The organism is Pseudomonas sp. FBCC-B1565, from assembly GCF_059133265.1.
In genome coordinates this window covers 1835114-1859140 of sequence record NZ_CP101438.1, presented here as the reverse complement: position 1 = coordinate 1859140, position 24027 = coordinate 1835114, and the positions used below count along the sequence as shown (strand labels likewise).

Genomic DNA, 24027 nt, shown 5'->3' with positions numbered 1-24027 from the left:
CCTGTTCAGCGCGCTCGCCACTCTCCCAAGCGCCCCCGCAAGCGGGCTGCGCACTGGCTGTGCAACTGGCTGACCCGCGATTCGCTGACACCCAGGACCTCACCGATTTCCTTGAGGTTCAGCTCTTCGTCGTAGTACAGCGCCAACACCAGCCGCTCACGCTCCGGCAAATTGGCAATCGCGTCCGCCAACGCCCCCTGGAAACGCTCATCTTCCAGGTCTCGCGATGGCTCCATATGAGCACTCGCGCCGTCCTCGTGCAGCCCTTCATGTTCGCCGTCCTGCAACAGGTCGTCGAAACTGAACAATCGGCTGCCCAAGGTATCGTTCAAAATCCCGTAGTAATCGTCGAGACTCAATTGGAGTTCGGCCGCAACTTCGTGATCTTTAGCGTCGCGACCGGTTTTTGCTTCAATTGCGCGAATTGCGTCACTGACCATGCGTGTATTGCGGTGTACCGAACGCGGCGCCCAGTCACCCTTGCGCACTTCATCGAGCATCGCGCCACGGATGCGGATGCCCGCATACGTCTCGAAACTTGCACCCTTGCTCGCGTCGTATTTGGTCGACACTTCGAGCAAGCCGATCATGCCCGCCTGGATCAGGTCTTCGACCTGGACGCTGGCGGGCAGGCGCGCCAGCAAGTGATAGGCAATGCGCTTGACCAGGGGCGCGTAGCGCTCGATCAACTCGCCCTGGCTGTCACGGGCAGACTTCTTGTACGCGTTGTAGCCGGTCGCTGTCATAGCACGGGTCCTGCGCTCGTCTGATGCACCAATCGCTCGACGAAAAACTCCAGATGCCCCCGGGGGTTGGCGGGCAATGGCCAGGTATCGACCTTCTGGGCAATAGCCTTGAACGCCAGTGCGCACTTGGAACGAGGGAACGCTTCGTAGACTGCACGCTGCTTTTGCACAGCCTTGCGCACACACTCGTCGTAGGGAACTGCGCCGACGTATTGTAAGGCGACATCGAGGAAACGATCCGTGACCTTGGTCAACTTGGCGAACAGGTTGCGCCCTTCCTGCGGGCTCTGGGCCATGTTGGCCAGGACGCGGAAGCGGTTCATGCCGTAGTCGCGGTTAAGCAGTTTGATCAGGGCGTAGGCGTCGGTGATCGAGGTGGGTTCATCGCAGACCACCAGCAACACTTCCTGCGCAGCGCGCACAAAGCTGACCACGGACTCGCCGATCCCGGCGGCGGTGTCGATCACCAGCACGTCGAGGTTGTCGCCGATGTCACTGAACGCCTGGATCAGCCCGGCATGCTGCGCCGGGCTCAGGTGCACCATGCTCTGGGTGCCGGAGGCGGCCGGCACGATGCGGATGCCCCCAGGCCCCTGCAGCAGCACATCGCGCAGCTCACAGCGGCCCTCGATCACATCGGCAAGGGTATGTTTGGGCGTCAGCCCCAGCAGAACGTCGACGTTCGCCAACCCCAGGTCAGCATCCAGCAGCATGACGCGACGGCCAAGCTCTGCCAGGGCCAGGGACAAATTCACTGACACGTTAGTTTTCCCGACGCCACCTTTGCCGCCGGTCACCGCGATCACCTGTACGGGATGCATGCTGCCCATTTTATTTCTTTACCTTGTCTTGCTTAGACGCAGGCTACATGGCTTGGCCGCGTGAATCGCTTGCAGACCATCGATGTAGATACATTTCACGGTGTTCATACCGCCCTCAACCTACCCGCTTCGCCGGGTTGTGGTAGAGGTCGGCGAACATATCGGCCATCGCTTCCTCGCTAGGCTCGTCTTGCATTTGCACGCTGACTGCACGGCTGACCAACTGATGACGGCGCGGCAGATGCAGATCATCCGGGATCCGCGGCCCGTCGGTCAGGTAGGCGACCGGCAATTCATGACTGATGGCCAGGCTCAGCACCTCGCCCAGGCTCGCGGTTTCGTCGAGCTTGGTGAGGATGCAACCGGCCAGGCCGCAGCGCTTGTAACTATGATACGCAGCGGTAAGAACCTGTTTCTGGCTGGTGGTTGCAAGCACCAGGTAATTTTTCGACTTGATGCCACGCCCGGCCAGGCTTTCCAACTGCATGCGCAATGCCGGGTCGCTGGCTTGCAGGCCGGCGGTGTCGATCAGCACCACGCGCTTGCGCAGCAGCGGGTCGAGGGCGTTGGCCAGGGACTGGCCTGGGTCGACATGGGTCACCGACACATTGAGAATGCGGCCCAGGGTCTTGAGCTGCTCCTGGGCACCGATACGGTAGCTGTCCATGCTCACCAGCGCGATATTCTGAGCGCCGTACTTGAGCACGTAACGCGCCGCCAGCTTGGCCAGGGTGGTGGTCTTGCCCATGCCGGCGGGGCCGACCATGGCGATCACACCGCCCTCTTCCAGGGGTTCGATTTCCGGGGTGACGATCATCCGCGCCAAGTGGGCCAGCAACATGCGCCAGGCCTGGCGAGGCTCTTCGATTTCGGTGGTCAGGGCCAGCAGGTCGCGGGACAACGGGCCGGACAGGCCGATGCGTTGCAGGCGACGCCACAGGTTGGCCTGTTGCGGTTTGCTGCCTTGCAATTGGTTCCAGGCCAGCGAACCCAACTGGACTTCGAGCAGCTCACGCAGGCCATTGAGTTCAAAGCGCATCGAGTCGAACACACGCTGGTCAACCGCCGCTGCCGGGGCTGGCGCAGCGGGACGCGGCGGCTCTTTGAAGGTTGGCTCAACCAATGGCTCCGCGGCGGTCAGCGGCAGGCCGGCGAACAACTGGCGATTGGTGGTGGCATCGCTGTCGCCACGCATGCTCAGTTCAGCCTGGGCCGAAACAATCCGCGAAGCGGTCTTGCGCAGCTCGTCTTCGAGCTCCATGTTCGGCACGCGCGGCGCCAAGGCCGAAGGTGTGTAATCCAGGGCAGCCGTCAGCTCGACACCGCCGGCAATACGACGGTTGCCAATAATCGCGGCGTCGGCGCCCAGCTCATCACGAACCAGTTTCATGGCCTGACGCATATCGGCGGCGAAAAAACGCTTCACTTGCATAACCCACTACCCTCAGCCGTTGGGCCCTACTGTCGCGACGATAGTCACTTGCTTGTTGTCAGGAATTTCCTGATAAGCCAAAACGTGCAAATTCGGTACTGCCAGGCGCCCAAACCGCGACAACATCGCCCGGACCGGGCCTGCCACCAGCAGGATCACCGGTTGGCCTTGCATTTCCTGGCGTTGCGCGGCGTCGATCAACGAACGCTGCAGCTTCTCGGCCATGCTTGGCTCCAGCAGAACGCCCTCTTCCTGGCCTTGTCCTGCCTTCTGAATACTATTGAGCAATATTTGTTCCAACCTGGGTTCCAAGGTGATCACAGGCAGCTCGGAGTCAAGCCCTACAATGCTTTGCACGATTGCGCGCGACAATCCGACGCGCACCGAAGCCACCAGGGCGGCAGTATCTTGACTCTTGGCGGCATTGTTGGCGATAGCCTCGGCAATGCTGCGAATATCGCGCACCGGCACCTGTTCGGCCAGCAGCGCCTGCAACACCTTGAGCAACTGCGACAGCGACAGGATGCCCGGCACCAGCTCTTCGGCGAGTTTTGGCGAGGCTTTGCCGAGCAAACCCATCAATTGCTGGACTTCTTCGTGGCCGATCAGCTCGTGGGAGTGCTTGTAGAGGATCTGGTTGAGGTGGGTAGCGACCACGGTGCTGGCGTCCACCACGGTATAACCCAGGGACTGCGCCTGGCTGCGCTGGCTGATTTCGATCCACACCGCGTCCAGGCCAAAAGCCGGATCTTTGGCGGTAATACCGTTGAGACTGCCGAACACCTGCCCCGGGTTGATCGCCAGTTCGCGGTCCGGGTAGATCTCGGCTTCGGCCAGGATCACGCCCATGAGAGTCAGGCGGTAGGCGCTGGGCGCCAGGTCCAGGTTGTCACGGATATGCACGGTGGGCATCAGGAAGCCCAGGTCCTGGGACAGCTTCTTGCGCACGCCCTTGATCCGCGCGAGCAGCTGGCCGCCCTGGTTGCGGTCCACCAGCGGAATGAGGCGGTAGCCGACTTCCAGGCCGATCATGTCGATCGGGGTCACGTCATCCCAGCCCAGCTCCTTGGTTTCCTGGGCGCGGGCCGGGGATGGCAGCAGTTCCTGCTGGCGTGCAATCTCCTGCTGGGCCTGGACCTTGACCGCATTCTGCTTTTTCCAGAACAGGTAGGCACCGCCGGCCGCCATGGCCGCCATGCTCAGGAAGGACACATGGGGCATGCCCGGCACGATGCCCATGATCGCCATGATGCCCGCCGCCACGGCCAGGGCCTTGGGCGAGGCAAACATCTGCCGGCTGATCTGCTTGCCCATGTCTTCGGAGCCCGAAGCACGGGTCACCATGATTGCGGCTGCTGTGGATAACAACAGTGATGGCAATTGCGCCACTAAACCGTCACCGATGGTCAGCAAGGCGTACACCTTGCCCGCATCGCTGAAGGTCATGCCGTGCTGGAACATGCCGACCGCCACGCCGCCGATCAAGTTGATGAACAGAATCAGCAGGCCGGCGATGGCGTCACCGCGCACGAATTTGCTGGCACCGTCCATGGAACCGTAGAACTCGGCTTCCTGGGCCACTTCCAGGCGGCGTGACTTGGCTTGGTTCTGGTCGATCAGGCCGGCGTTGAGGTCGGCGTCGATCGCCATTTGTTTGCCGGGCATGGCGTCGAGGGTAAACCGCGCGCTCACCTCGGAAATCCGCCCGGCGCCCTTGGTCACCACCACGAAGTTGATGATCATCAGGATCGCGAACACCACGATACCGACCACGTAGTTACCGCCAATCACCACCTCGCCGAAGGCCTGGATCACCTTGCCGGCGGCGGCATGGCCGTCCTGGCCGTGCAGCATCACCACGCGGGTGGACGCCACGTTCAGCGCCAGGCGCAGCAAGGTGGCGACCAGCAGGATGGTCGGGAATACCGCAAAGTCCAGCGGCCGCAGGGCGTACACGCAGACCAGCAGCACCACGACGGACAGGGCGATGTTGAAGGTAAAGAACACGTCCAGCAGGAACGGCGGCATCGGCAACATCATCATTGCCAGCATCACCAGCAACAACAACGGCACACCCAGATTGCCCCGCGAGAGGTCAGTCAGGGTGCTGCGCGCCGTGCCGAGCATTTGAGAGCGATCCACCAGTATTCCTCGTGTCCTTTGAAGCAAAGTTTTGACGCGGTTGAGCGTCCTGAAGGCGGTATTGCAAGAAGCCTTCCAACTTTTGTTTTGGAACGTCGATCGCTATGGACGCCCACGTTTTTTCGGAAAGAACACATTTTAAATGTGGGAGGGGGCTCGCCCCCGATTGCAGCTTGTCAGACTAAGAGTCGGTGACTGACACAACGCCATCGGGGGCAAGCCCCCTCCCACACTTGGATGTGCGCGCAGCCGGTACTACTGGGGAAATTTCTGACAAGGTTTTGCGGTTGCCCCTAGGAAACTCGCTCTCTAGTCTCCGTACACCGCTGCAAACGCAGTGGACGGGCGTCGCGGCCCGGATTTTCAAAGAGCAAAAGCACTATCGCCCGCTTTCAGTTGACGCTTTTTTAGCGTCTACTGTGCGGCGCTATGGCGGCTGTGCGCGGGATACCTTAGGGTATGCCGGGTTGCTCCTTGACCGGTCCGCGAACCTGCGCACAGCTGTCACCCCATCGCGTCGCGGCGATCAGTGGCAGCTCCACTTTTAAGGAGCCTCACAATGATCAAACCCACCCCAAATCCCCCCATCAGCCTCTTCACCGTTGCAGACCACCTGAAAACCGAAGACCTGCTGGTCAACCTCACCGAAACCCTCGCTTCGGCCGAAGCGCTGATGAGTGACTTTGCGTTTGAATTGGACGGGACAAAACGCGAAGGTGCGCTGGGCGTAGCGCAGTTGATCGGGCTCGCGAAGCTGCTGGCCGACAGAGTACTGGAGGACAGCGAGCACTTGAGGGCCTGATGGCGGATCGTTCCTGCACTACTCTGCGGGAACGATTATGACGCTGATAGGATGCGGACGTTTTCAGCCTGACCGCCTTTGGGTCCTTGGGCTAAATCGAATTCAACTTTTTGATGTTCTTCAAGCGTCTTGAAACCGTCGCTCTTGATAGCCGAATAATGGACAAAAACATCACCGCCATCGTCTTGAGTGATGAACCCGTAACCCTTCTCCGCGTTAAACCACTTCACCGTGCCTGTTGCCATTACCGTTCTCCTGATATCTCACTCAAGGACTTGCTGGATGACCCTGACATCGCATGCAAAGACGCCGTCAGGTCGATGGATCCTCTGAAACGCAACCTGCATACCCACTGCAAGCCGGACGCCGCGCGAACCAATGAGATCCACTGGAACGGCCTCGCCGTCCACGACAATCAAACCCTTTCCAGTTGCCTGGTCATAGGATGTGACGACGCCTCTGGTAACCCGATTCAAAACCACTCTCCCTGCATCTCATTTACAGCCTGCGCGCAGTGCATAGGGCAATAGAACCGCGAGCAGCGCAGTCTGGCTACTGTGAAGTTTGACAGGTAGACGCCAGTTATCGACGAGTGGTAGGGAGGGCGACCCGATGTCAGGAATCGCGGCGCAGGTCCGGCGGAATCGGCAGATCCTTGAGCGGATCGGGCCGCTTGCCCTTGCCCGCACGGTACTGGCGAATCTGATAGACATACGCCAGCACCTGGGCCACGGCCAGGTACAGCCCGGCGGGGATTTCCTGGTCGAGGTCGGTGGAATAGAAGATCGACCGCGCCAGCTCCGGCGACTCCAGCAGCAGGATGTCGTTGGCCACCGCAATTTCGCGGATCTTCAAGGCGGTAAAGTCACTGCCCTTGGCCAGCAGCATCGGCGCGCCGCCCTTCTCCGGGTCGTACTTGAGGGCCACGGCGTAGTGGGTCGGGTTGGTGATGACCACGTCGGCGTCGGGCACCGAGGCCATCATCTTGCGCTGGGACATCTCGCGCTGCAGTTGGCGAATACGCTGCTTGACCTCGGGGCGCCCCTCCTGGTCCTTGTGTTCGTCGCGCACTTCCTGCTTGGTCATCAGCAGTTTCTTGTGGCTTTCCCACAACTGGATCGGCGCATCCACCGCCGCGATGATGATCAACCCGGCCGCCATCCACAGCGCACTCCAGCCCACCACCTGCACGCTGTGGATGATCGCCGACTCCAGCGGTTCATGGGCGATGCGCAGCAGGTCGTCGATGTCGGACGACAACACCATCAACGCCACGAACAGGATCAGGATGAACTTGGCCAACGCCTTGAGCAGCTCCACCAGGGCCTTGGTGGAGAACATTCGCTTGAGCCCGGCCGCAGGGTTCATGCGGCTGAACTTGGGCGCCATGCTGCCGGCGGCGAACAGCCAGCCGCCGAGGGCGACCGGGCCGATCAGCGCGGCGAGCAGCAAGGTGATCAGGATCGGCTGCACCGCCAGGATCGCGATCTGGCCCGAATGCAAAAGGTACCGGCCCATGGCGTCGGGATTGAGCAGCACCTCGCGGGGCAAGGTGAAGTTGTGTTTCATCAACTCCATCAGGTCCAGCGCCAGGCCGCCGCCGTAGATCAGCAACGCGCCGGCGCCGGCCATCATGGTGGCGACGGTATTGAGCTCCTTGGAGCGCGCAATCTCGCCCTTTTCCCTGGAGTCCTTTTTACGTTTCTCCGTGGGGTCTTCTGTTTTGTCCTGACCACTCTCGCTCTCGGCCATGGCTCAGCGCGCCCGTGCCAGATCACGTAAGAACTGCAGGGCGTCGGTCGCCAGCGGTTGATACTGATTGAGAATGTCGGCCAGGCCGATCCAGAAAATCCCCATGCCCAACACCAGGGTCAACGGGAAACCAATCGAGAAGATGTTCAGTTGCGGCGCCGCACGGGTCATCACCCCAAACGCAATGTTCACCACCAGCAACGCGGTGATCGCCGGCAGCACCAGCAACAGCGAAGCGCCCAATACCCAGCCGAGCCGTCCGACGATCTCCCAGAAGTGATTGACCACCAGCCCCGAACCCACCGGCAAGGTGGTGAAGCTTTCGGTCATCACCTCGAAGGCCACCAGATGGCCGTTCATGGCCAGGAACAGCAAGGTCACCAGCATGGTCAGGAATTGCCCGATCACCGCCGCCGACACACCGTTGGTAGGGTCGACCATGGAGGCGAAGCCCATGCCCATCTGGATCGAGATGATTTGCCCGGCGATCACAAAGGCCTGGAAAAACAGCGTGAGGGAAAAGCCCATCAGCGCGCCGATCAGGATCTGCTCGGCGATCAGCAGAAAGGCACTGAGGTCGATGGCATTGACCGGCGGCATCGGCGGTAACCCAGGCACGATCACCACGGTAATCGCCACCGCAAAGTACAGGCGTACGCGGCGCGGTACGAGTGTGGTGCCGAACACCGGCATGGCCATGAGCATGGCCGTCACCCGGAACAGCGGCAGGATGAAGGACGCCACCCAGGTGCTGATCTGGGTGTCGGTCAACGCCAGCAAGGACTGCATCGGGTCAGCCGATCAACTGCGGAATACTGCCGTACAACTGCAGGATGTATTCCATGAAGGTCTGCACCAGCCACGGGCCGGCGACGATCAGGGTGACCAGCATCACCAGCAGGCGCGGCAGGAAGCTCAAGGTCTGTTCGTTGATCTGGGTCGCCGCCTGGAACATCGCCACCAACAGGCCGACCAACAGGCTCGGCACCACCAGCACGGCGACCATCATGGTGGTCAGCCACAGCGCTTCACGGAACAGGTCGACGGCTACTTCTGGCGTCATCGCGCTATACCCCGCCGAAACTGCCGGCCAGGGTGCCGATAATCAGCGCCCAGCCGTCCACCAGCACAAACAGCATGATCTTGAACGGCAGCGAGATGATCAGTGGCGACAGCATCATCATACCCATGGCCATCAGCACGCTCGCCACCACCAGGTCGATGATCAGGAACGGGATAAAGATCATGAAGCCGATCTGGAACGCGGTCTTCAACTCGGACGTAACGAACGCCGGTACCAGGATGGTCAACGGCGCCTGGTCCGGGGTCGCGATGTCGGTGCGCTTGGACAAGCGCATGAACAGCTCAAGATCACTGGAGCGGGTCTGCGACAGCATGAAATCCTTGATCGGGCCCTGGGCCTTGTCGATCGCGTCCTGGGCGGTCATTTTCTCCGCCAGGTAGGGCTGCAGGGCTTGCTGGTTCACCTTGTCGAACACCGGCGCCATGATGAACAGCGTCAGGAACAGGGCCATGCCGGTGAGGATCTGGTTCGACGGCGTCTGCTGCAGACCCAGGGCCTGGCGCAGGATCGAGAACACGATGATGATCCGCGTGAAGCTGGTCATCAGCATGACGAACGCCGGGATAAAGCTCAGCGCGGTCATGATCAGCAGGATCTGCAGGCTGACCGAATACTCCTGCGCGCCCGCCGCGTTGGTGCCCAACGTGATCGCCGGGATCGACAACGGGTCGGCGCCAAACGCCAGTGGCGCGGCCAGCAACAGCATGAGCGTCAATAAAACGCGCATTACTTCTTATCCTTCTGATCCTTGCCCAGCAACTCCATCAGGCGCTGGGCGAATTCTGGCGTGGCGGACTGGCTCTGGTCCACGCTCACCGGGGTCTTGAGCACGTGCAACGGGGTGATGCGGCCAGGGGTGATACCCAGCAGGATCTGCTCCTCGCCCACCTGCACCAGCACCAGCCGATCACGCGGGCCGAGGGCGCGGGAGCCGATCATCTCGATCACCTGGCCGTTACCCGGCCCTACGCGCTGCACACGGCGCATCAGCCAGGCCAGCACGAAAATCAGCCCGACCACCAGCAACAGCCCCAGTACCAACTGGGTCAATTGCCCGCCGACACCACTGCTCACCACCGGTGCGGCTACCGCCGTCGCTTGCGCAGCCGGCTCAGCCGCGAGGGCGCTCAATGGCAGCGCCAGAAACAGTCCCGCCATCGAATACTTCATATCAGCGCAACTTCTTGATGCGTTCACTCGGGCTGATCACGTCGGTCAGGCGGATGCCGAACTTTTCGTTGACCACCACCACTTCGCCGTGGGCAATCAGGGTGCCGTTGACCAGCACATCCAGCGGCTCACCGGCCAGGCGGTCGAGCTCGATCACCGAACCCTGGTTGAGTTGCAGCAGGTTGCGGATGTTGATTTCAGTGCTGCCGACTTCCATGGAAATCGATACCGGGATATCGAGGATCACATCCAGGTTCGGGCCATCGAGGGACACCGGCTCGTTGTTTTTCGGCACGCTGCCGAACTCTTCCATGGGCAGGCGGTTGCCGGCCGGGGCGGTTGCGGCGTCAGCGGCCAGCAGCGCGTCGATATCGTCCTGGCCAACATCGCCGGTTTCTTCCAGGGCAGCCGCCCATTCGTCAGCCAGGGCCTGGTCTTCGGCGGAAGTGTTTTCGTGTTCGGTAGCCATTACATGTCCTCGGCGGAGCAAACATTCATAAATAGGAGTGAATCAGCGGCGGTTGATCGGCTCGACCACCTGCAGCGCCAGGTTGCCCTTGTGGGAACCGAGCTTGACCTTGAATGACGGCACGCCGTTGGCGCGCATGATCATTTCTTCCGGCAATTCGACCGGGATGATGTCCCCCGGCTGCATGTGCAAAATATCGCGCAGGCGCAGCTGACGACGGGCCACGGTGGCGCTCAGCGGTACGTCGACGTCCAGCAGGTCTTCGCGCAGGGCCTTGACCCAGCGTTCGTCCTGGTCGTCCAGGTCGGACTGGAAACCGGCGTCGAGCATCTCGCGCACCGGTTCGATCATCGAGTACGGCATGGTCACGTGCAGGTCGCCGCCACCGCCATCGAGTTCGATGTGGAACGTGGACACCACAATGGCTTCGCTGGGGCCGACGATGTTGGCCATCGCCGGGTTCACTTCGGAGTTGATGTACTCGAAGTTGACTTCCATGATCGCCTGCCAGGCTTCCTTCAAGTCAATGAAGGCTTGCTCCAGCACCATGCGCACCACCCGCAACTCGGTGGGGGTGAACTCACGACCTTCGATCTTGGCGTGGCGGCCGTCGCCGCCGAAGAAGTTGTCCACCAGCTTGAACACCAGCTTGGCGTCGAGGATGAACAGCGCGGTGCCGCGCAGTGGCTTGATCTTGACCAGGTTGAGGCTGGTCGGCACATACAGCGAGTGCACGTACTCGCCGAACTTCATCACCTGCACACCGCCCACCGCCACGTCCGCCGAACGGCGCAGCATGTTGAACATGCTGATGCGGGTGTAACGGGCGAAACGTTCGTTGATCATCTCCAGGGTCGGCATGCGTCCGCGGACGATACGATCCTGGCTGGTGAGGTCATAACTTTTGACGCTGCCGGGCTCGGCAGCCATTTCGGTCTGTACCAGACCATCGTCGACGCCATGCAACAGCGCATCGATTTCATCCTGGGACAGCAGGTCTTGCACGGCCATGTCGTGATCCTACTGCAATACGAAGTTAGTGAAGAGCGCCTGCTCGACCACGACTTTGCCGAGCTCCTTCTGGGCCACTTCCTGCACGCTGGCCGTAACCTTCTGGCGCAGCATTTCCTGGCCCACCGGGGTGGCGAGTGTGTCGAAGCTCTGGCTGGAGAACAGCATGACGAGGTTGTTGCGGATCACGGGCATGTGCACCTTGAGGGCGTCCAGGTCCGCAGCGTTACGCGCCAGCAAGGTGATGCTCACCTGCAAGTAGCGTTGACGACCGTTCTGATTGAAGTTGGCGACAAAGGCCGGAAGCATCGGTTCGAAGATTGCCGGTTGCTTGACGTTAGTGGCGGTTTCAGCGGCGGGTGCCGGCTTGCTGGCACTGCTGTGCATGATGTACCAAGTGCCGCCGACCGAGGCGCCGATGGCCAGGAGCAGGCCCAGGACTATCAACAGGATAAGCTTGAGCTTGCCTTTGCCTGCGGGTGCTTTTGCTGCGTCGTCGCTCTTCGCCATGCCAATAATCCGTCACTATTCGGGGATTCATAGATCTACGGAAAGGCAAGAGCAAGTGTTATGCCAGAGTTGTCTGGTCATTTGGGAAGAGAGGACACCAAAAATCAAATGTGGGAGGGGGCTTGCCCCCGATAGCGGTGTATCAGTCACCCATGTTTCAGCTGACACAGCCTCATGGGGGCAAGCCCCCTCCCACATTTCGTCCGGATCAGGCGTAGTAGTCGACCGCACTGGAGCCGATTACGGTTGAGGTGACCGGCGTCACGGCTTCAGCCACATCAAGGTGGTTGCCGCTGTCGCCATTGTCACCACCGCGCCCGCCGCTACCGCTCACACCACGGGTCTGGGCCTGCTGCTGTTGTTGCTCCTGCCCACGGGACTGGTCCGACACGTTCACGTCCACCTGGCCCATGCCCTGCTGGGCAAACATCTCCCGCAAGCGCCCGGACTGGCTTTCCAACGCTTCACGCACTACCGGGTGGGCACTCATGAAGTTGACCTGGGCCTGTTGGTCGGCGGTCATGTTGACCTTGATATCCAGGCGGCCGAGCTCAGCGGGTTGCAACTGGATCTCCGCCGACTTGAGGTTGGCGCTGGACAGGTACATCACCCGGTTGACGATTTCGTCGGTCCAGCCGCTCTGGTGCATGGCCAATGGTGCATTGGTCACCGGTGGCAAGGCGTTGGCGGTTTTCGGCGTGGCCGCCTGGGTCAATGCGGCCAGGCGGTTGGCGAAGTCATCGACACGGGTGTCGCTGCTGGCGTTCTTCAGGTCCTTGAGACCGTCTTCGATCAACCCGCTGAAAGCCTTGTCGCCGCCCTGGTCGGTGCTGTCCTTGGTGGCTTGCTGATCGACCATATTGGCCAGGCCGGCGGCGAAATTCTGTGCGGCGGTGGGTTGATCCTGAGTCGGTGCCGGAGCGCTTTTTGCCTGCGCCTGGCTGCTGGCCGATACATGACCGCCCTGCTCCATCGCCAGGCGTACGGCTGGCATGGCATCCAGGGGATCAGCCTCCGGATCGAACGCGGGCTTGGCCTCCTCGGTCGCGGCGACCGGCGCCGCGACCACTGGCTGGGTTTTGTCATCCTTGGCGGTGGTAACGGGCGCGGGTGTTTCAACCGGCACCGGCACGGCTACCGGGGTGACGGTGGCAATCAATGCCGGGTCGACCACCGGGTCGGCCGGAGGCTGCTGCACCAGGGTCGGGTCGGCTGGCGCGTCATCATCCTTGCTGGCGCTGTCGTCGGTTTTGGCCGGCGGCGTGGCAGGCAAGGTATTGCCGCTATCGGCAACGGCTGGCGTGCTGGCGGCAGGCTTGTCATTGCCCGCTGCAGGCTTGGCGCTGGCATCGGACGACTTGCCTGCGGTGGGTTTGGCCGAGCTGTCGTCGGTCTTGACCGAAGGTTTGGACGCCTGGTTGGCAAACACTTGAGCGAAGCCAGGGCCCTTGTCCCGTGGGTCCGCAGCCGCTGCCGGTGGGTTGGCAGAGGGCGCTTGAGGCTTGGCCGCGGGGGCAGCCTGAAGGAGCGAATTGGGGGCGACTGGCATAGGTAAAGGTCTCCACTGCATGGGGGTCGAGGATGCAGTATCTGGAGGTAGAGCAAGAGTTGGGCCAGGTTTTGGGTTTTGTGTGTATATCCATTATTTGGGCAACGGCGGCTTATGGTTCCGCCCTTACGGCGGCTCACTTTTGAAAAGCGCAAAAGTAAGCAAAACGCTCTTGCCCCAACACTCGGCACCTCGCCCAGGCTCGGTGTGCCCGTAATCCGACAGTGATTTGGGGGGCCGCCGCCACGCGCCATCCATGGCGCGGGGCGGCTAAACCGGCATCCCTGCCGGTTTACCCCCCAAATCCCTGCCGAATTCCGGCCAGCGTGTTTGACGGGGCGCCTAAGATCAAAATCAAAAGCAGATCAAAAGCCAGAGCCAGAGCCAGAGCCAGAGCAAACCACCCTTCAACTGATACATGAAGATCAAACTGTGGGAGGGGGCTTGCCCCCGATGGCGGTGTGTCAGCCAACTCATCAGTGACTGACCCACTGCCATCGGGGGCAAGCCCCCTCCCACACTTTGACCGAGTACGGGCCATTCAATCCGGTCGGCTCTAAGGCCGCCGCGCTCTTGCTCTTGATCTGGGGCGCCCCGTCAAACACGCTGGCCGAACGCAGGCTTGAATCCGTGGGTAACCCGGCAGGACGCCGGGTTAGCCGCCCCGCGCCATGGATGGCGCGTGGCGGCGGCCCACGGATTCAAGCCGGAGTGAGGGCACACCGAGCCTAGGCGAGGTGCCGAGTGTTGGGGCGAAGGCCTTTTGGTTACTTTTGGGCCTTTCCAAAAGTGACCCGCCGTAAGGGCGGAACCATAAGCCGCCGTTACATAAAAAACGGATATGTACTCAATCAAACCTGAAACCGCTGCCGCTCCGACTCATACAACGGCTTCACCAACGCAAACTCCCGATCAATCTGATCGACCAGCTCCCCCAGATCCCCAACCGCAGACTCAACCGACTCAACCTCCAACCGCTGACACAACTGCGCCAACCGCACTGCCCCAAGGTTCCCACTGCTGCCCTTGAAACTATGCGCAATCCGCCCCAACGCCTTGGCGTCATCCCTGGCCTTGCGCAGTGCTTCGACGCGTTTTTGGGAATCATCGAGAAAGGTATCAAGCAGCTTGGGATACTCGCCTTCCATGACTTCCTGCAAACCCGACAACACCTCCGGGTCCAGATGTAGATCAACCACTTGCTCGCTCCTTGATCAAGAATCGGCGGATTATGCCAGAGCCTCCCAGGAAAACTCCACGCAGACACTGCGCCCGCCGTCCGACCAGCGTACATCGCTGCTCAATTGACGCACCAGGCTCAAGCCCCGGCCTGACAGACGGTCGATATCGAGCGGCCGCGCCAGCATCTGTTCCACGTCGAACCCAGGACCGCTGTCCTCGATGCGCAGGGTCATCCTTCCGCCCACCTCGGTCGGCACCACCTGCACATGCACCCGTATATAGCCGCTGTTGAGTTGTGCCAGGCGGTCATTACGCAGGCGGTAATACTCGGCAAACCCTTGGGCGTCACGCTTGAGCCGAGAATCCAGACCCAGCACGCCATGCTCCAGCGCATTGGAATACAGCTCCGCCATCACGCTGTACAGCGCCCCGCTCTGCTCGCGCAGACCGTGAATCTCCAGCAGCAGTTGCAGCAAGTACGGCAATGGGTTGTAACGCTTCAACGTCTCAGCACGAAATTCGAAACTGACTGACCAATCCAGCGGACAAGACTGGCCACTGTCGGCATACAACGGCCCGCTGGCACGCAGCTGCTGGCCGGCGTGCAGGGTGATTTCCACCATGCTCACGTCATCCCGCGCTTCGCCCCGGAACGCCGCCAGGGCCTGCTCGATATCTTCAAACAGCCGATCCGGCTCACGGTTGGCAGCGAACACCTGCTGCAAGCGTTCAGCGCCGAACAACTGGTCATTGGCGTCAGCGGTATCCAGCACGCCATCGGACAACAGGAACACCCGGTCACCCAGGGCCATGGGCCAGACCTCGGTGCGATCATCAAAGGCTTGCGCCGACAGCACACCCAACGGCAAATGCCGCGATTCCAGTGGCGTGCGTTTACCCGTGGCGATTTCATGCACATAGCCTTCGGGCATGCCGCCGTTCCACACCTCCACCACCCGCCGCTGCGTGCTCAGGCACAACAGGGTGGCGCAGCAGAACATGTCCACCGGCAGGATGCGCTTGAGCTTGGCGTTCATCTCGCGCAGGGTCTGCGCCAGGCCGTAGCCCTTGGCGGTCATGCCATAGAACACTTCCGCCAGGGGCATGGCGCCCACCGCCGCCGGCAGGCCATGCCCGGTGAAGTCGCCGAGCAGCACATGCATGTCGCCGGACGGGGTGTAGGCGGCCAACAGCAAATCACCGTTGAACAACGCATAGGGCGATTGCAGGTAGCGGATATTCGGCGCGGCATTGATACAACCGGAATGGGCAACCTTGTCGAACACCGCCTTGGCCACCCGCTGCTCATGCAACAGATAGTCGTGGTGCTTGGCGATCAGGTCGCGCTGCTGCAAAACCGTCGCCTGCAACCGACGCAGACGGTCCATGGCGTTGATCTTCGCCGCGAGAATCAGCTGATTGTAGGGCTTGGCTAGAAAGTCATCACCGCCGGCATCCAGGCACTGAGCCAGCGCTTCGCTCTCGCGCAGGGACGTGAGGAAAATCAGCGGCACCAGCTCCTCACCCGCCAATTGCTTGATCCGGCGCGCCGCCTCAAAGCCGTCCATCACCGGCATCAGCGCATCCATCAACACCAGCTGCGGGCGCTCACGGGTAAACACCGCGACCGCTTCAGCGCCGTTGGTGGCCGTGAGCACCTGGTGGCCCTGGCGCCGGATAATGGTCGACAGCAGCAACAGGTCGGCGGCACTGTCTTCGGCGATCAGGATTGTCAGCGGCTCAAGGACCGGGGCCAGGACGCTCAACTGATGTCGAACAGTTTGTCGAAGTTGGAGATACCGAGGATCTTGCGCACATCCGAATTGCTGTTGATCACCCGGATATCGGCGTCATCGCCGGCATGGTCGCGCAGCAGCAAGAGCATGCCGAGGGCGGAGCTGTCGAGGTAGGTCGTCTCTTTCAAGTCCACGATGTAAGTGTTGGGCACTTTGTAGAAGCGCTCATAGGCTTCGCGAAACGTCTGGTGGCTGCCGAAATCGAACCGGCCCTTGACTGCGATCGTCAACTTCGTCCCATCCAGGGATACTTCTGACTCGACTGACATGTGACTGCTTCCTTGTCATTGGCAATGACACAAGGTTTAGCAGGTGCCGGGGATGTGGGCAACTTTCAATAGACGTCTTTGCGCGGCATGCGCTGCGAAAGCTCATCCAGCAACTTCTGCTCGCGCTTGTCTTCAAGCGCTCGCGCTTCATCGATATAGCGCTGCACCAGCTTGCGCAAACCTTCGACCCGGGCAAACGCGGCTTGCCAGCTCTCACGTGCCTTGTCGAGGTTGTTCTGGTGCCAGGCCAGGCTTTGGCGCTGCTGGCCGACGGCGGTTTCCAACTGGTTGAGAAAGCCCTGGTAACCCATCAGCCATTGGCCGGACACGCCCTTGCTGCCGCGTTCGATCCATTGTTGCTGGTACTCGCCGCGAAAGCGCTCCAGGTCGCCCAGCTTGCTTTCCGCCAAGCGGACTTGCCCCTGGAAGTAACCCAGGCGCTGCACGGCGGTTTTCTCGGCTTTTTCGGCCATGTCCACCACCGGAGCCAGGCGCGCGGCGCGGCTGTTGGCCATGGCTTAGCCGCCTGGCGCCGGGGCGAAGATCGACTGCAGGTGCGCTTCGCTTTCGCCCATGCTGATCTTGTCGTTGAGACCCTGGCGCAAGTAGGTGACCAATTGCGGTTGCAGGGCAATCGCCAAGTCGGTGTCGCGATCACCGCCCGCCACATAGGCGCCGACGCTGATCAGATCGCGGCTCTGCTGGTAGCGCGACCACAGCTGCTTGAACTGTTGTGCACGGGCCATGTGTTCCGGCGTGACCACGGCCGGCATCACCCGGCTGATGGACGCTTCGATGTCGATGGCCGGGTAATGCCCTTCTTCGGCCAGGCGCCGTGACAGCACGATGTGGCCGTCGAGCACGCCCCGCGCCGAGTCGGCAATCGGGTCCTGCTGGTCATCGCCTTCGGACAATACGGTGTAGAACGCGGTGATCGAGCCACCACCGGCTTCGGCGTTACCGGCACGCTCCACCAGCTTGGGCAGCTTGGCGAATACCGACGGCGGGTAACCTTTGGTCGCCGGCGGTTCGCCGATGGCCAGGGCGATTTCCCGCTGGGCCTGGGCGAAACGCGTGAGCGAATCCATCAGCAACAGGACATTCTTGCCCTTGTCGCGGAAATATTCGGCGATGCGCGTGCAGTACATGGCGGCGCGCAACCGCATCAGCGGCGCATCGTCAGCTGGGGAGGCAACCACCACCGAGCGCTTGAGGCCTTCTTCACCGAGGCTGTGCTCGATGAATTCCTTCACCTCGCGGCCCCGCTCGCCGATCAGCCCGACCACGATGATGTCGGCCTCGGTAAAGCGCGTCATCATGCCCAGCAACACCGACTTACCCACGCCGGTACCGGCGAACAGGCCCAGACGCTGGCCACGGCCGACCGTCAATAATCCGTTGATGCTGCGAATGCCCACGTCCAGCGGCACGCTGATGGGGTTGCGGTTGAGCGGGTTGATGGTGGGGCCGTCCATCGGCACCCAGTCTTCGGCCTTCATGCCGCCCTTGCCGTCCAGCGCGCGACCGGCGCCGTCGAGTACGCGGCCGAGCATGCTCATGCCCATCGGCAGGCGGCCGGTGTCGGCCAACGGCACCACGCGGGCGCCGGGGGCAATGCCCGCCAGGCTGCCCACGGGCATCAGGAAAATCTTGCTGCCGGAAAAGCCCATCACTTCGGCTTCGACCTGCACCGGGTGGTAGCTGTCGTCGTTGATCACCATGCAGCGACTGCCCATGGCGGCGCGCAGGCCTTCGGCTTCGAGGGTCAGGCCGACCATGCGCAGCAGGCGCCCTTCGAGGATCGGCTGGCCGGGCAACTCGGCGGCCTCGGCATAACCGCTCAAGCGCTTGGCGAAGCTGGTGCGATCAAGGCGCATCAGGGGCGTCCAGGTCCACGCTCAGGTCGGGCTCAGCTGGGTTCAACACCTGCTCGTGGGCTTGATCCAGCAGCTTGGCCATGATCTGGCTGATGCGGGTTTCCACCGTGGCATCGATGCGGCTGTGTTCGGTTTCGACCCGGCAACCACCGGGCTGCAACGCCGCGTCTTCGACGATGCGCCAGGTTTCTTCATGGCGCTCGCGCAAGGCTTTGACCTGCTCGAAATCCTGCGGGTTGATGTACAGCCGCACGTTGCCGACGCCCAGGGGCAGCAGCTTGAGCGCTTCGCGCATCACGCTTTCGATATGGCTGGAATCCAGCACCAACTCGCGCTGGATCACCTGGCGGGCAATGTGCTGCACCAGGCCGACCATGGCCTTTTCGATCTGCGAATCCTGCTCGGCGATGGGGTCGAACAGCGTACCCATCAAGCGTTCCAGGCTGGCCAGCTTGACGCTCAGCGCCTCTTCGGCTTCCTGGCGCACCTTGAGGGTGGTGCTGCGAAAACCATCTTTTTCACCCGCCGCGAAGCCTTCGTTGTAGGCCTCTTGGCGGATGGCTTCCAGTTCTTCCAGGGTCAGTGGCTGGACTTCATCCAGCGGCACTTCTTCCATTTCCACCGGAGGTTCTTCGACCGGTTCCGGCTCGGGCTCCGGCACATGCGGGTCGAAGCTGGGCAACGACCAGATGTCGAACCCACCGACGTCCCGTGCGCGAATCAGATCGCTGGGCGCCTCATCTTTGTTCGACATGGGAAGCGCCTTAGATCATTTCTTCGCCGCCCTTCCCGCCGAGAACGATTTCTCCGGCTTCGGCCATACGGCGGGCAATGGTGAGGATTTCTTTCTGCGCGGTTTCCACGTCGCTCACGCGCACCGGGCCCTTGGCTTCCAGGTCGTCGCGCAACAGTTCCGAGGCACGCTTGGACATGTTCTTGAAGATCTTCTCTTTGACGTTTTCGTCCGAGCCCTTGAGGGCCAGCACCAGCACGTCCGAGGACACTTCGCGCAGCAACGCCTGGATGCCACGGTCGTCGACATCGGAGAGGTTGTTGAACACAAACATGAGGTCTTCGATCTGGCCGGACAGGGTGTCGTCGATCTCGCGGATCGAGTCCATCAACTGGCCTTCGACCGAGCTGTCGAGGAAGTTCATGATGTCCGCCGCACGCTTGATACCCCCCAGGGTGGTGCGCGAGGCATTCGAGTTGCCGGAGAACTGCTTCTCCAGAATCGTGTTGAGTTCTTTCAGCGCCGCCGGCTGCACGGTGTTCAGCGACGACACGCGCAGGATGATGTCCAGGCGCACTTTGTGGTCGAAGTGGCCGAGCACTTCACCGGCCTGGTCGGGGTCGAGGTACGCCACCACGATCGCCTGGATCTGCGGGTGTTCGTAGCGGATCACGTCGGCGACGGCACGCGGCTCCATCCATTTCAGGCTGTCGAGGCCGCTGGTGTTGCCACCCAGCAGGATGCGGTCGATCAGGCCGTTGGCCTTGTCTTCGCCCAGGGCCGAGGTGAGCATCTTGCGGATGTAGCTGTCGGAGCCGACGCCCAGGCTGGTCTGGTCGCCGACGATCTCGACGAACTCGCTCATCACCTGCTCGACTTGCTCGCGGTGCACATTGCGCATCTGCGCCATGGCCACGCCCACGCGCTGGACCTCTTTGGGCCCCATGTGGCGCAGCACTTGGGCGGCGTCGGTTTCACCGAGGGACAGCAGCAGGACTGCGGCTTTGTCGACCTTGGTGAGCTTGGCAACAGCGGCTCGATTATCACTCATCTGCGTTGATCCACTCTTTCACGACCTGGGCCACACGGCCCGGGTCTTCTGCCACCAGACTCTTGATTGCATTCAGCTGAGCGTCATAGCCTTCGCTCGGGCTTGGCAACAGGATGCTTTGCGGGCCGCCGAGGCTGACGCGGTCGTTGGCCAGTTCGCCGTCCAGGCCGCCCATGCCACCCAACTCGACGTCGCTGCCACCAAAGGCCGCCAGTTGTTTCTTGCCGTTGCCGGTGATGTTGTTGAGCACCGGGCGCAGCACGCCGAACACCAGCACCAGGATGAACAACACACCCAGCACTTGCTTGACGATGTCCCAGAACCACGGCTGCGTGTAGAACGCAGGGTCAGCGATCACTTCGCCACGCTCGGCGGAGAACGGCATGTTGATCACGCTGACGCTGTCACCGCGGCTGGCGTCAAAACCGACGGCGTCCTGCACCAGGCGTGTGAAGCGTGCCAATTCATCGGCGCTCCACGGGGCACGGGTAACGGCGCCATCGGCGGCATTGACCTTGACCTGGTCATCCACCACCACCGACACCGACAGGCGATTGACGCGCCCCTGCTGCTGCTTGGTGTGGCTGATGGAACGGTCGAGTTCGAAGTTCTTGGTCGACTGGTTACGCTTGTCCGCCGGGTACGGCGCGAGCATCGGCTGGCCAGTGGCCGGGTCCATGATCTGTTGGCCATTGGCGTCCAGCAGTGGCTGGCCTGGCTGGATGGCGCCAGCGCTGGCCGTCGCGCCGCCGGTGGTTTGCGGGGCCGAGGCCGGGGCCGGTGGCTGGTTGCTCAGGGCGCCCGGTACGCCTTGGGGCGGGCCATTGGCGGCAGTGCGTTGTTCGCTGGTGGATTGCTCGCTGCGCAGCGCCGGCTGGTCCGGGTTGAACTGCTCGGAGGTCGATTCGACAGCGCTGAAGTCCACATCGGCCGACACTTCAGCCTTGTAGCGGTCGTTGCCCAACACCGGTTGCAGGATGTTGTGCACACGCTGGGTGAGCATGCTTTCGACGCGACGGCTGTAATCGAACTGCTTGCCGGCCTGGGTCAGCGCGGAGTTTTCCGCCTGGTCGGACAGCAGGTTGCCCTTCTGGTCGACCACAGTGATTTGCGACTTGCTCAGCTCAGGCACGCTGGTGGCGACCAGGTTGACGATCGCCAGCACCTGGCCTGGCTCCAGGGAGCGGCCGGCAAACAGTTCCACCAATACCGAGGCGCTGGGCTTGCGCTCATCGCGCACAAACACCGAGCTTTTCGGAATGGCCAGGTGCACACGGGCACCCTTGACGTTGTTCAGGCTGGAGATGGTGCGTGCCAGCTCGCCTTCCAGGCCACGACGGTAGCGGGTGGCTTCCATGAACTGGCTGGTGCCGAGGCCCTGGTCCTTGTCGAGGATTTCAAAACCGATATTGGCGTCGGACGGGGTGACGCCGGCCGCCGCGAGTTTCATGCGCGCACGGGCCACGTCGTCGGCCTTGACCAGCAGCGCCCCGGAGTTGGGTTCCACGGTGTAGGCGATGTCGGCGGCGGCCAGGGTTTCCATGATCTGCTTGGAATCCATGCCGGCCAGGCTTCCATAGAGCGGCCGGTAATCCGGTTGCTGCGACCACAGCACCACGGCAAAACCAATCGCCACGCTCGCGGCCAGGCCGACCATCAGGCCGACCTGACGCAGCATGGTCATTTCGGAAAGGTTTTCCAGGAACGACAGGCCAAACAGCGGCGGCTTGCCGTCTGCCTTGGCGGGTGCGTTGTCCACGACTGCTTCTGCCATGACTTAAATCTCGTCCTTAAACCGGCATCTGCATGATGTCTTGGTAAGCCTGAACCAGCTTGTTACGCACCTGGGTCAACGCCTGGAACGACACGCTGGCCTTTTGCGAGGCAACCATCACATCGGTGAGGTCCACGCCGCTTTTGCCGATCTCGAACGCGTTGGCCAACTGGCTGGAGGCTTGCTGGGTATCACTGACTTTGTTGATGGCCTGGCCGAGCATGTCGGCGAAGCTGCTTTGGCCCAATTCCGGCGCAGGCGCGACGGATTTCGGTTGAGCCATGGCATCCATTTGCATGGAGCGCATATCCAACATCAACCGATTGAACTCAATACCCTGGCTCATGAACTTCTCTCTCCGACAACCCGCATGTTTTTTGACGCTACGCCGCAATTACTAGGTGAAGTAGCAACAAGGGTGCCAGCTCTGGTTCAACTCGTAAGAAAAGGCGACAAACCTTGTCCGCCTTGTTACCGATCAGGTGGCGAACAGATACGCCTCGACGTCCATGCCGGCGTCGCGCATCTGCGCCAGCTTGTAGCGCAAGGTCCGCGGGCTGATCCCCAGGCGCTCGGCGGCCTCTTTGCGGCGGCCGCGCTCGGCGCGCAGGGTATCGATGATCATCTGGAATTCACGGCGACGCAGGTCGTCACCCAATGCACCGGCGGTTTCGGATTCGACAACCACGGGCGCAGGCGCCAGGGTCGGCAGCGGCGCAATCCCGCTGCCCATGGCCAGGCAGAAATCCTGGGGCTGGATCAGGCCGCCCTGTTGCAGGATCAACGCACGCTGGATGGCGTTGTCCAATTCCCGCACATTCCCCGGCCATGGATAGGCGACCAGGCAGGCCTGGGCCTCGGCCGACAGGCGTGCCTGGGCATGCTTCATTTTTTTGACGTGATTGCCCAACAGCCGCTCGGCCAGCGGAATGATATCCGCCGGGCGCTCGCGCAACGGGCGCCAGGCCAGGGGAAAGACCGAGAGACGGTAGAACAGGTCTTCACGGAAGCGCCCCGCCGCCACTTCGCCCGCCAAGTCACGGTTGGTGGTGGCGACCACGCGGATATCCAGCTGGATTGGCTTGCGTGCGCCAACGCGCTCCACTTCGCGCTCTTGCAGCACCCGCAGCAACTTGGCTTGCAGGCCCAGGGGCATCTCGGAAATTTCATCGAGCAAAATCGTGCCGCCATCCGCCTGCTCGAACTTGCCCGCCTGGGCCGCGATGGCGCCGGTGAACGAGCCTTTTTCGTGGCCGAACAGCGTGGCTTCGAGCATGTTGTCGGGGATTGCCGCGCAATTGATCGCGATAAACGGCTGTTTGGCGCGGGTCGATTGCTGGTGGATATAGCGGGCCAGCACTTCCTTACCGGTGCCGGACTCGCCGGAAATCAGCACGGTGGAATCACTGCGCGCCACGCGGGCCGCCAATTCCAGCAATTGTGCGCTGGCCGGCTCGAAGGCAATCGGGCCTTCGCCGTCGCTGGGCGGGATCACGCCCAGGGCATGCCGCGCGACCAGTTCGATCAAGGCTTTGGGCTCGAACGGTTTGACCAGGTAATCCGCCGCGCCCTGGCGCATTGCATCGACCGCACGTTCGACAGCGCCGTGGGCGGTCATCAGCAACACCGGCAACTGCGGCTGGCGCGCGCGCAACAGGCTGAGCAACTGGTGGCCGTCCATGCCCGGCATGTTCACATCGCTGACCACCAGGCTGAAGGACTCCTGCTCCACCGCCTCCAAGGCGTCCTCGGCAGAACCGACCGCCCGGTAGTCATGGCCCGCCAACAGCAGCGTGTCAGCCAATGCTTCACGCAGCGCGCGATCGTCTTCCACCAACAGAACCTTGATAGCCATAA

General features: G+C 61.8%; 25 protein-coding genes. 1 reads left to right on the top strand and 24 read right to left on the bottom strand.

The genetic code is table 11. The features are described 5' to 3' along the window. Nucleotides 1-5: 5 nt before the first annotated feature. From fliA to flhA, 4 genes are all read right to left on the bottom strand, one after another. Nucleotides 6-746 (bottom strand): RNA polymerase sigma factor FliA, encoded by a 741-nt coding sequence (gene fliA, locus NL123_RS08880; RefSeq protein WP_016976604.1) that lies wholly within the window; start codon nt 744-746, stop codon nt 6-8. Continuing rightward, the gene (gene fleN / locus NL123_RS08875; protein WP_003192912.1) at nt 743-1576 is read right to left on the bottom strand and encodes a flagellar synthesis regulator FleN; all 834 of its coding nucleotides are present in this window, start codon (nt 1574-1576) and stop codon (nt 743-745) included. Before fleN ends, fliA begins: the two co-directional genes overlap by 4 nt. 106 nt (nt 1577-1682) lie before the next feature. Next, nucleotides 1683-2999 carry a flagellar biosynthesis GTPase FlhF gene (gene flhF, locus NL123_RS08870; protein ID WP_071493748.1) on the bottom strand — a complete coding sequence of 439 codons (1317 nt, stop codon included), beginning with the start codon at nt 2997-2999 and terminating at the stop codon, nt 1683-1685. A gap of 12 nt (nt 3000-3011) precedes the next feature. Next, a complete protein-coding gene (gene flhA, locus NL123_RS08865; protein WP_494358286.1) occupies nt 3012-5126 on the bottom strand; it encodes a flagellar biosynthesis protein FlhA in 2115 nt (704 codons plus the stop codon). A 574-nt stretch (nt 5127-5700) separates the two neighbouring features. On the opposite strand from flhA, the gene NL123_RS08860 reads away from it, so the two are divergent. Next, nucleotides 5701-5943: a DUF6124 family protein gene (locus tag NL123_RS08860; protein ID WP_071493750.1), complete on the top strand. Its 243-nt coding sequence runs from the start codon at nt 5701-5703 to the stop codon at nt 5941-5943. A gap of 35 nt (nt 5944-5978) precedes the next feature. On the opposite strand, the gene NL123_RS08855 is transcribed toward NL123_RS08860, so the two are convergent. From NL123_RS08855 to NL123_RS08760, 20 genes are all read right to left on the bottom strand, one after another. Then, nucleotides 5979-6188, bottom strand: coding sequence for a cold-shock protein (locus NL123_RS08855; RefSeq protein ID WP_248483391.1), 210 nt, complete (start codon nt 6186-6188; stop codon nt 5979-5981). 370 nt (nt 6189-6558) lie between these two features. Then, the gene (gene flhB, locus NL123_RS08850; protein ID WP_248483393.1) at nt 6559-7695 is read right to left on the bottom strand and encodes a flagellar biosynthesis protein FlhB; all 1137 of its coding nucleotides are present in this window, start codon (nt 7693-7695) and stop codon (nt 6559-6561) included. 3 nt (nt 7696-7698) lie between these two features. Further along, complete coding sequence (fliR, locus tag NL123_RS08845) at nt 7699-8484, bottom strand: flagellar biosynthetic protein FliR (RefSeq protein ID WP_248483395.1); 786 nt, start codon at nt 8482-8484, stop codon at nt 7699-7701. 4 nt (nt 8485-8488) lie between these two features. Beyond that, nucleotides 8489-8758 (bottom strand): flagellar biosynthesis protein FliQ, encoded by a 270-nt coding sequence (fliQ, locus tag NL123_RS08840; protein ID WP_003175300.1) that lies wholly within the window; start codon nt 8756-8758, stop codon nt 8489-8491. A gap of 4 nt (nt 8759-8762) precedes the next feature. Beyond that, nucleotides 8763-9506, bottom strand: a complete 744-nt coding sequence (fliP, locus tag NL123_RS08835) for a flagellar type III secretion system pore protein FliP (RefSeq protein ID WP_016976565.1) — start codon at nt 9504-9506, stop codon at nt 8763-8765. Continuing rightward, entirely contained in the window at nt 9506-9949 is a 444-nt protein-coding gene (fliO, locus tag NL123_RS08830; RefSeq protein ID WP_248483397.1) for a flagellar biosynthetic protein FliO, read from the bottom strand. Before fliO ends, fliP begins: the two co-directional genes overlap by 1 nt. A 1-nt stretch (nt 9950) precedes the next feature. After that, nucleotides 9951-10418 (bottom strand): flagellar motor switch protein FliN, encoded by a 468-nt coding sequence (fliN, locus tag NL123_RS08825; protein ID WP_058427232.1) that lies wholly within the window; start codon nt 10416-10418, stop codon nt 9951-9953. A 42-nt stretch (nt 10419-10460) separates the two neighbouring features. Next, nucleotides 10461-11429: a flagellar motor switch protein FliM gene (fliM, locus tag NL123_RS08820; RefSeq protein ID WP_010208755.1), complete on the bottom strand. Its 969-nt coding sequence runs from the start codon at nt 11427-11429 to the stop codon at nt 10461-10463. Between the two features lie 9 nt (nt 11430-11438). Further along, a complete protein-coding gene (gene fliL, locus NL123_RS08815) occupies nt 11439-11939 on the bottom strand; it encodes a flagellar basal body-associated protein FliL (RefSeq protein WP_058427233.1) in 501 nt (166 codons plus the stop codon). Nucleotides 11940-12147: 208 nt separating this feature from the next. Then, entirely contained in the window at nt 12148-13488 is a 1341-nt protein-coding gene (locus NL123_RS08810) for a flagellar hook-length control protein FliK (RefSeq protein ID WP_248483399.1), read from the bottom strand. An 851-nt stretch (nt 13489-14339) separates the two neighbouring features. Beyond that, nucleotides 14340-14687 (bottom strand): Hpt domain-containing protein, encoded by a 348-nt coding sequence (locus tag NL123_RS08805; protein WP_071493755.1) that lies wholly within the window; start codon nt 14685-14687, stop codon nt 14340-14342. A gap of 30 nt (nt 14688-14717) precedes the next feature. After that, on the bottom strand, nt 14718-16436 hold the full coding sequence (locus NL123_RS08800; protein ID WP_248483402.1) for an ATP-binding SpoIIE family protein phosphatase: 1719 nt from the start codon (nt 16434-16436) through the stop codon (nt 14718-14720). Then, a complete protein-coding gene (locus NL123_RS08795) occupies nt 16433-16735 on the bottom strand; it encodes an STAS domain-containing protein (RefSeq protein WP_248483404.1) in 303 nt (100 codons plus the stop codon). The genes NL123_RS08800 and NL123_RS08795 overlap by 4 nt, the downstream gene beginning before the upstream one ends. 65 nt (nt 16736-16800) lie before the next feature. Then, nucleotides 16801-17250: a flagellar export protein FliJ gene (fliJ, locus tag NL123_RS08790; protein WP_016975640.1), complete on the bottom strand. Its 450-nt coding sequence runs from the start codon at nt 17248-17250 to the stop codon at nt 16801-16803. Between the two features lie 3 nt (nt 17251-17253). Next, entirely contained in the window at nt 17254-18612 is a 1359-nt protein-coding gene (gene fliI / locus NL123_RS08785) for a flagellar protein export ATPase FliI (RefSeq protein WP_248483406.1), read from the bottom strand. Next, nucleotides 18602-19366 carry a flagellar assembly protein FliH gene (gene fliH, locus NL123_RS08780; protein ID WP_494357589.1) on the bottom strand — a complete coding sequence of 255 codons (765 nt, stop codon included), beginning with the start codon at nt 19364-19366 and terminating at the stop codon, nt 18602-18604. The genes fliI and fliH overlap by 11 nt, the downstream gene beginning before the upstream one ends. A 10-nt stretch (nt 19367-19376) precedes the next feature. After that, the gene (fliG, locus tag NL123_RS08775) at nt 19377-20396 is read right to left on the bottom strand and encodes a flagellar motor switch protein FliG (protein ID WP_010208743.1); all 1020 of its coding nucleotides are present in this window, start codon (nt 20394-20396) and stop codon (nt 19377-19379) included. After that, nucleotides 20389-22170 carry a flagellar basal-body MS-ring/collar protein FliF gene (gene fliF, locus NL123_RS08770; protein WP_058424911.1) on the bottom strand — a complete coding sequence of 594 codons (1782 nt, stop codon included), beginning with the start codon at nt 22168-22170 and terminating at the stop codon, nt 20389-20391. Before fliF ends, fliG begins: the two co-directional genes overlap by 8 nt. A gap of 16 nt (nt 22171-22186) precedes the next feature. Continuing rightward, nucleotides 22187-22516, bottom strand: coding sequence for a flagellar hook-basal body complex protein FliE (gene fliE, locus NL123_RS08765; RefSeq protein ID WP_015885194.1), 330 nt, complete (start codon nt 22514-22516; stop codon nt 22187-22189). A 132-nt stretch (nt 22517-22648) separates the two neighbouring features. Next, nucleotides 22649-24025 (bottom strand): sigma-54-dependent transcriptional regulator, encoded by a 1377-nt coding sequence (locus NL123_RS08760; RefSeq protein WP_248483410.1) that lies wholly within the window; start codon nt 24023-24025, stop codon nt 22649-22651. Between the last annotated feature and the right edge of the window lie 2 nt (nt 24026-24027).

Coding starts and splice junctions, on each gene's coding strand:
- flhB (WP_248483393.1), bottom strand. CDS start 7,695: ATGGCCGAGAGCGAGAGTGGTCAGGACAAAACAGAAGACCCCACGGAG.
- fliQ (WP_003175300.1), bottom strand. CDS start 8,758: ATGACGCCAGAAGTAGCCGTCGACCTGTTCCGTGAAGCGCTGTGGCTG.
- fliJ (WP_016975640.1), bottom strand. CDS start 17,250: ATGGCCAACAGCCGCGCCGCGCGCCTGGCTCCGGTGGTGGACATGGCC.
- fleN (WP_003192912.1), bottom strand. CDS start 1,576: ATGGGCAGCATGCATCCCGTACAGGTGATCGCGGTGACCGGCGGCAAA.
- NL123_RS08760 (WP_248483410.1), bottom strand. CDS start 24,025: ATGGCTATCAAGGTTCTGTTGGTGGAAGACGATCGCGCGCTGCGTGAA.
- fliF (WP_058424911.1), bottom strand. CDS start 22,170: ATGGCAGAAGCAGTCGTGGACAACGCACCCGCCAAGGCAGACGGCAAG.
- fliP (WP_016976565.1), bottom strand. CDS start 9,506: ATGCGCGTTTTATTGACGCTCATGCTGTTGCTGGCCGCGCCACTGGCG.
- fliM (WP_010208755.1), bottom strand. CDS start 11,429: ATGGCCGTGCAAGACCTGCTGTCCCAGGATGAAATCGATGCGCTGTTG.
- fliG (WP_010208743.1), bottom strand. CDS start 20,396: ATGAGTGATAATCGAGCCGCTGTTGCCAAGCTCACCAAGGTCGACAAA.
- fliO (WP_248483397.1), bottom strand. CDS start 9,949: ATGAAGTATTCGATGGCGGGACTGTTTCTGGCGCTGCCATTGAGCGCC.
- fliN (WP_058427232.1), bottom strand. CDS start 10,418: ATGGCTACCGAACACGAAAACACTTCCGCCGAAGACCAGGCCCTGGCT.
- fliL (WP_058427233.1), bottom strand. CDS start 11,939: ATGGCGAAGAGCGACGACGCAGCAAAAGCACCCGCAGGCAAAGGCAAG.
- flhF (WP_071493748.1), bottom strand. CDS start 2,999: ATGCAAGTGAAGCGTTTTTTCGCCGCCGATATGCGTCAGGCCATGAAA.
- NL123_RS08795 (WP_248483404.1), bottom strand. CDS start 16,735: ATGTCAGTCGAGTCAGAAGTATCCCTGGATGGGACGAAGTTGACGATC.
- flhA (WP_494358286.1), bottom strand. CDS start 5,126: ATGCTCGGCACGGCGCGCAGCACCCTGACTGACCTCTCGCGGGGCAAT.
- fliA (WP_016976604.1), bottom strand. CDS start 746: ATGACAGCGACCGGCTACAACGCGTACAAGAAGTCTGCCCGTGACAGC.
- fliE (WP_015885194.1), bottom strand. CDS start 22,516: ATGAGCCAGGGTATTGAGTTCAATCGGTTGATGTTGGATATGCGCTCC.
- NL123_RS08810 (WP_248483399.1), bottom strand. CDS start 13,488: ATGCCAGTCGCCCCCAATTCGCTCCTTCAGGCTGCCCCCGCGGCCAAG.
- NL123_RS08860 (WP_071493750.1), top strand. CDS start 5,701: ATGATCAAACCCACCCCAAATCCCCCCATCAGCCTCTTCACCGTTGCA.
- fliR (WP_248483395.1), bottom strand. CDS start 8,484: ATGCAGTCCTTGCTGGCGTTGACCGACACCCAGATCAGCACCTGGGTG.
- fliH (WP_494357589.1), bottom strand. CDS start 19,366: ATGTCGAACAAAGATGAGGCGCCCAGCGATCTGATTCGCGCACGGGAC.
- fliI (WP_248483406.1), bottom strand. CDS start 18,612: ATGCGCCTTGATCGCACCAGCTTCGCCAAGCGCTTGAGCGGTTATGCC.
- NL123_RS08855 (WP_248483391.1), bottom strand. CDS start 6,188: ATGGCAACAGGCACGGTGAAGTGGTTTAACGCGGAGAAGGGTTACGGG.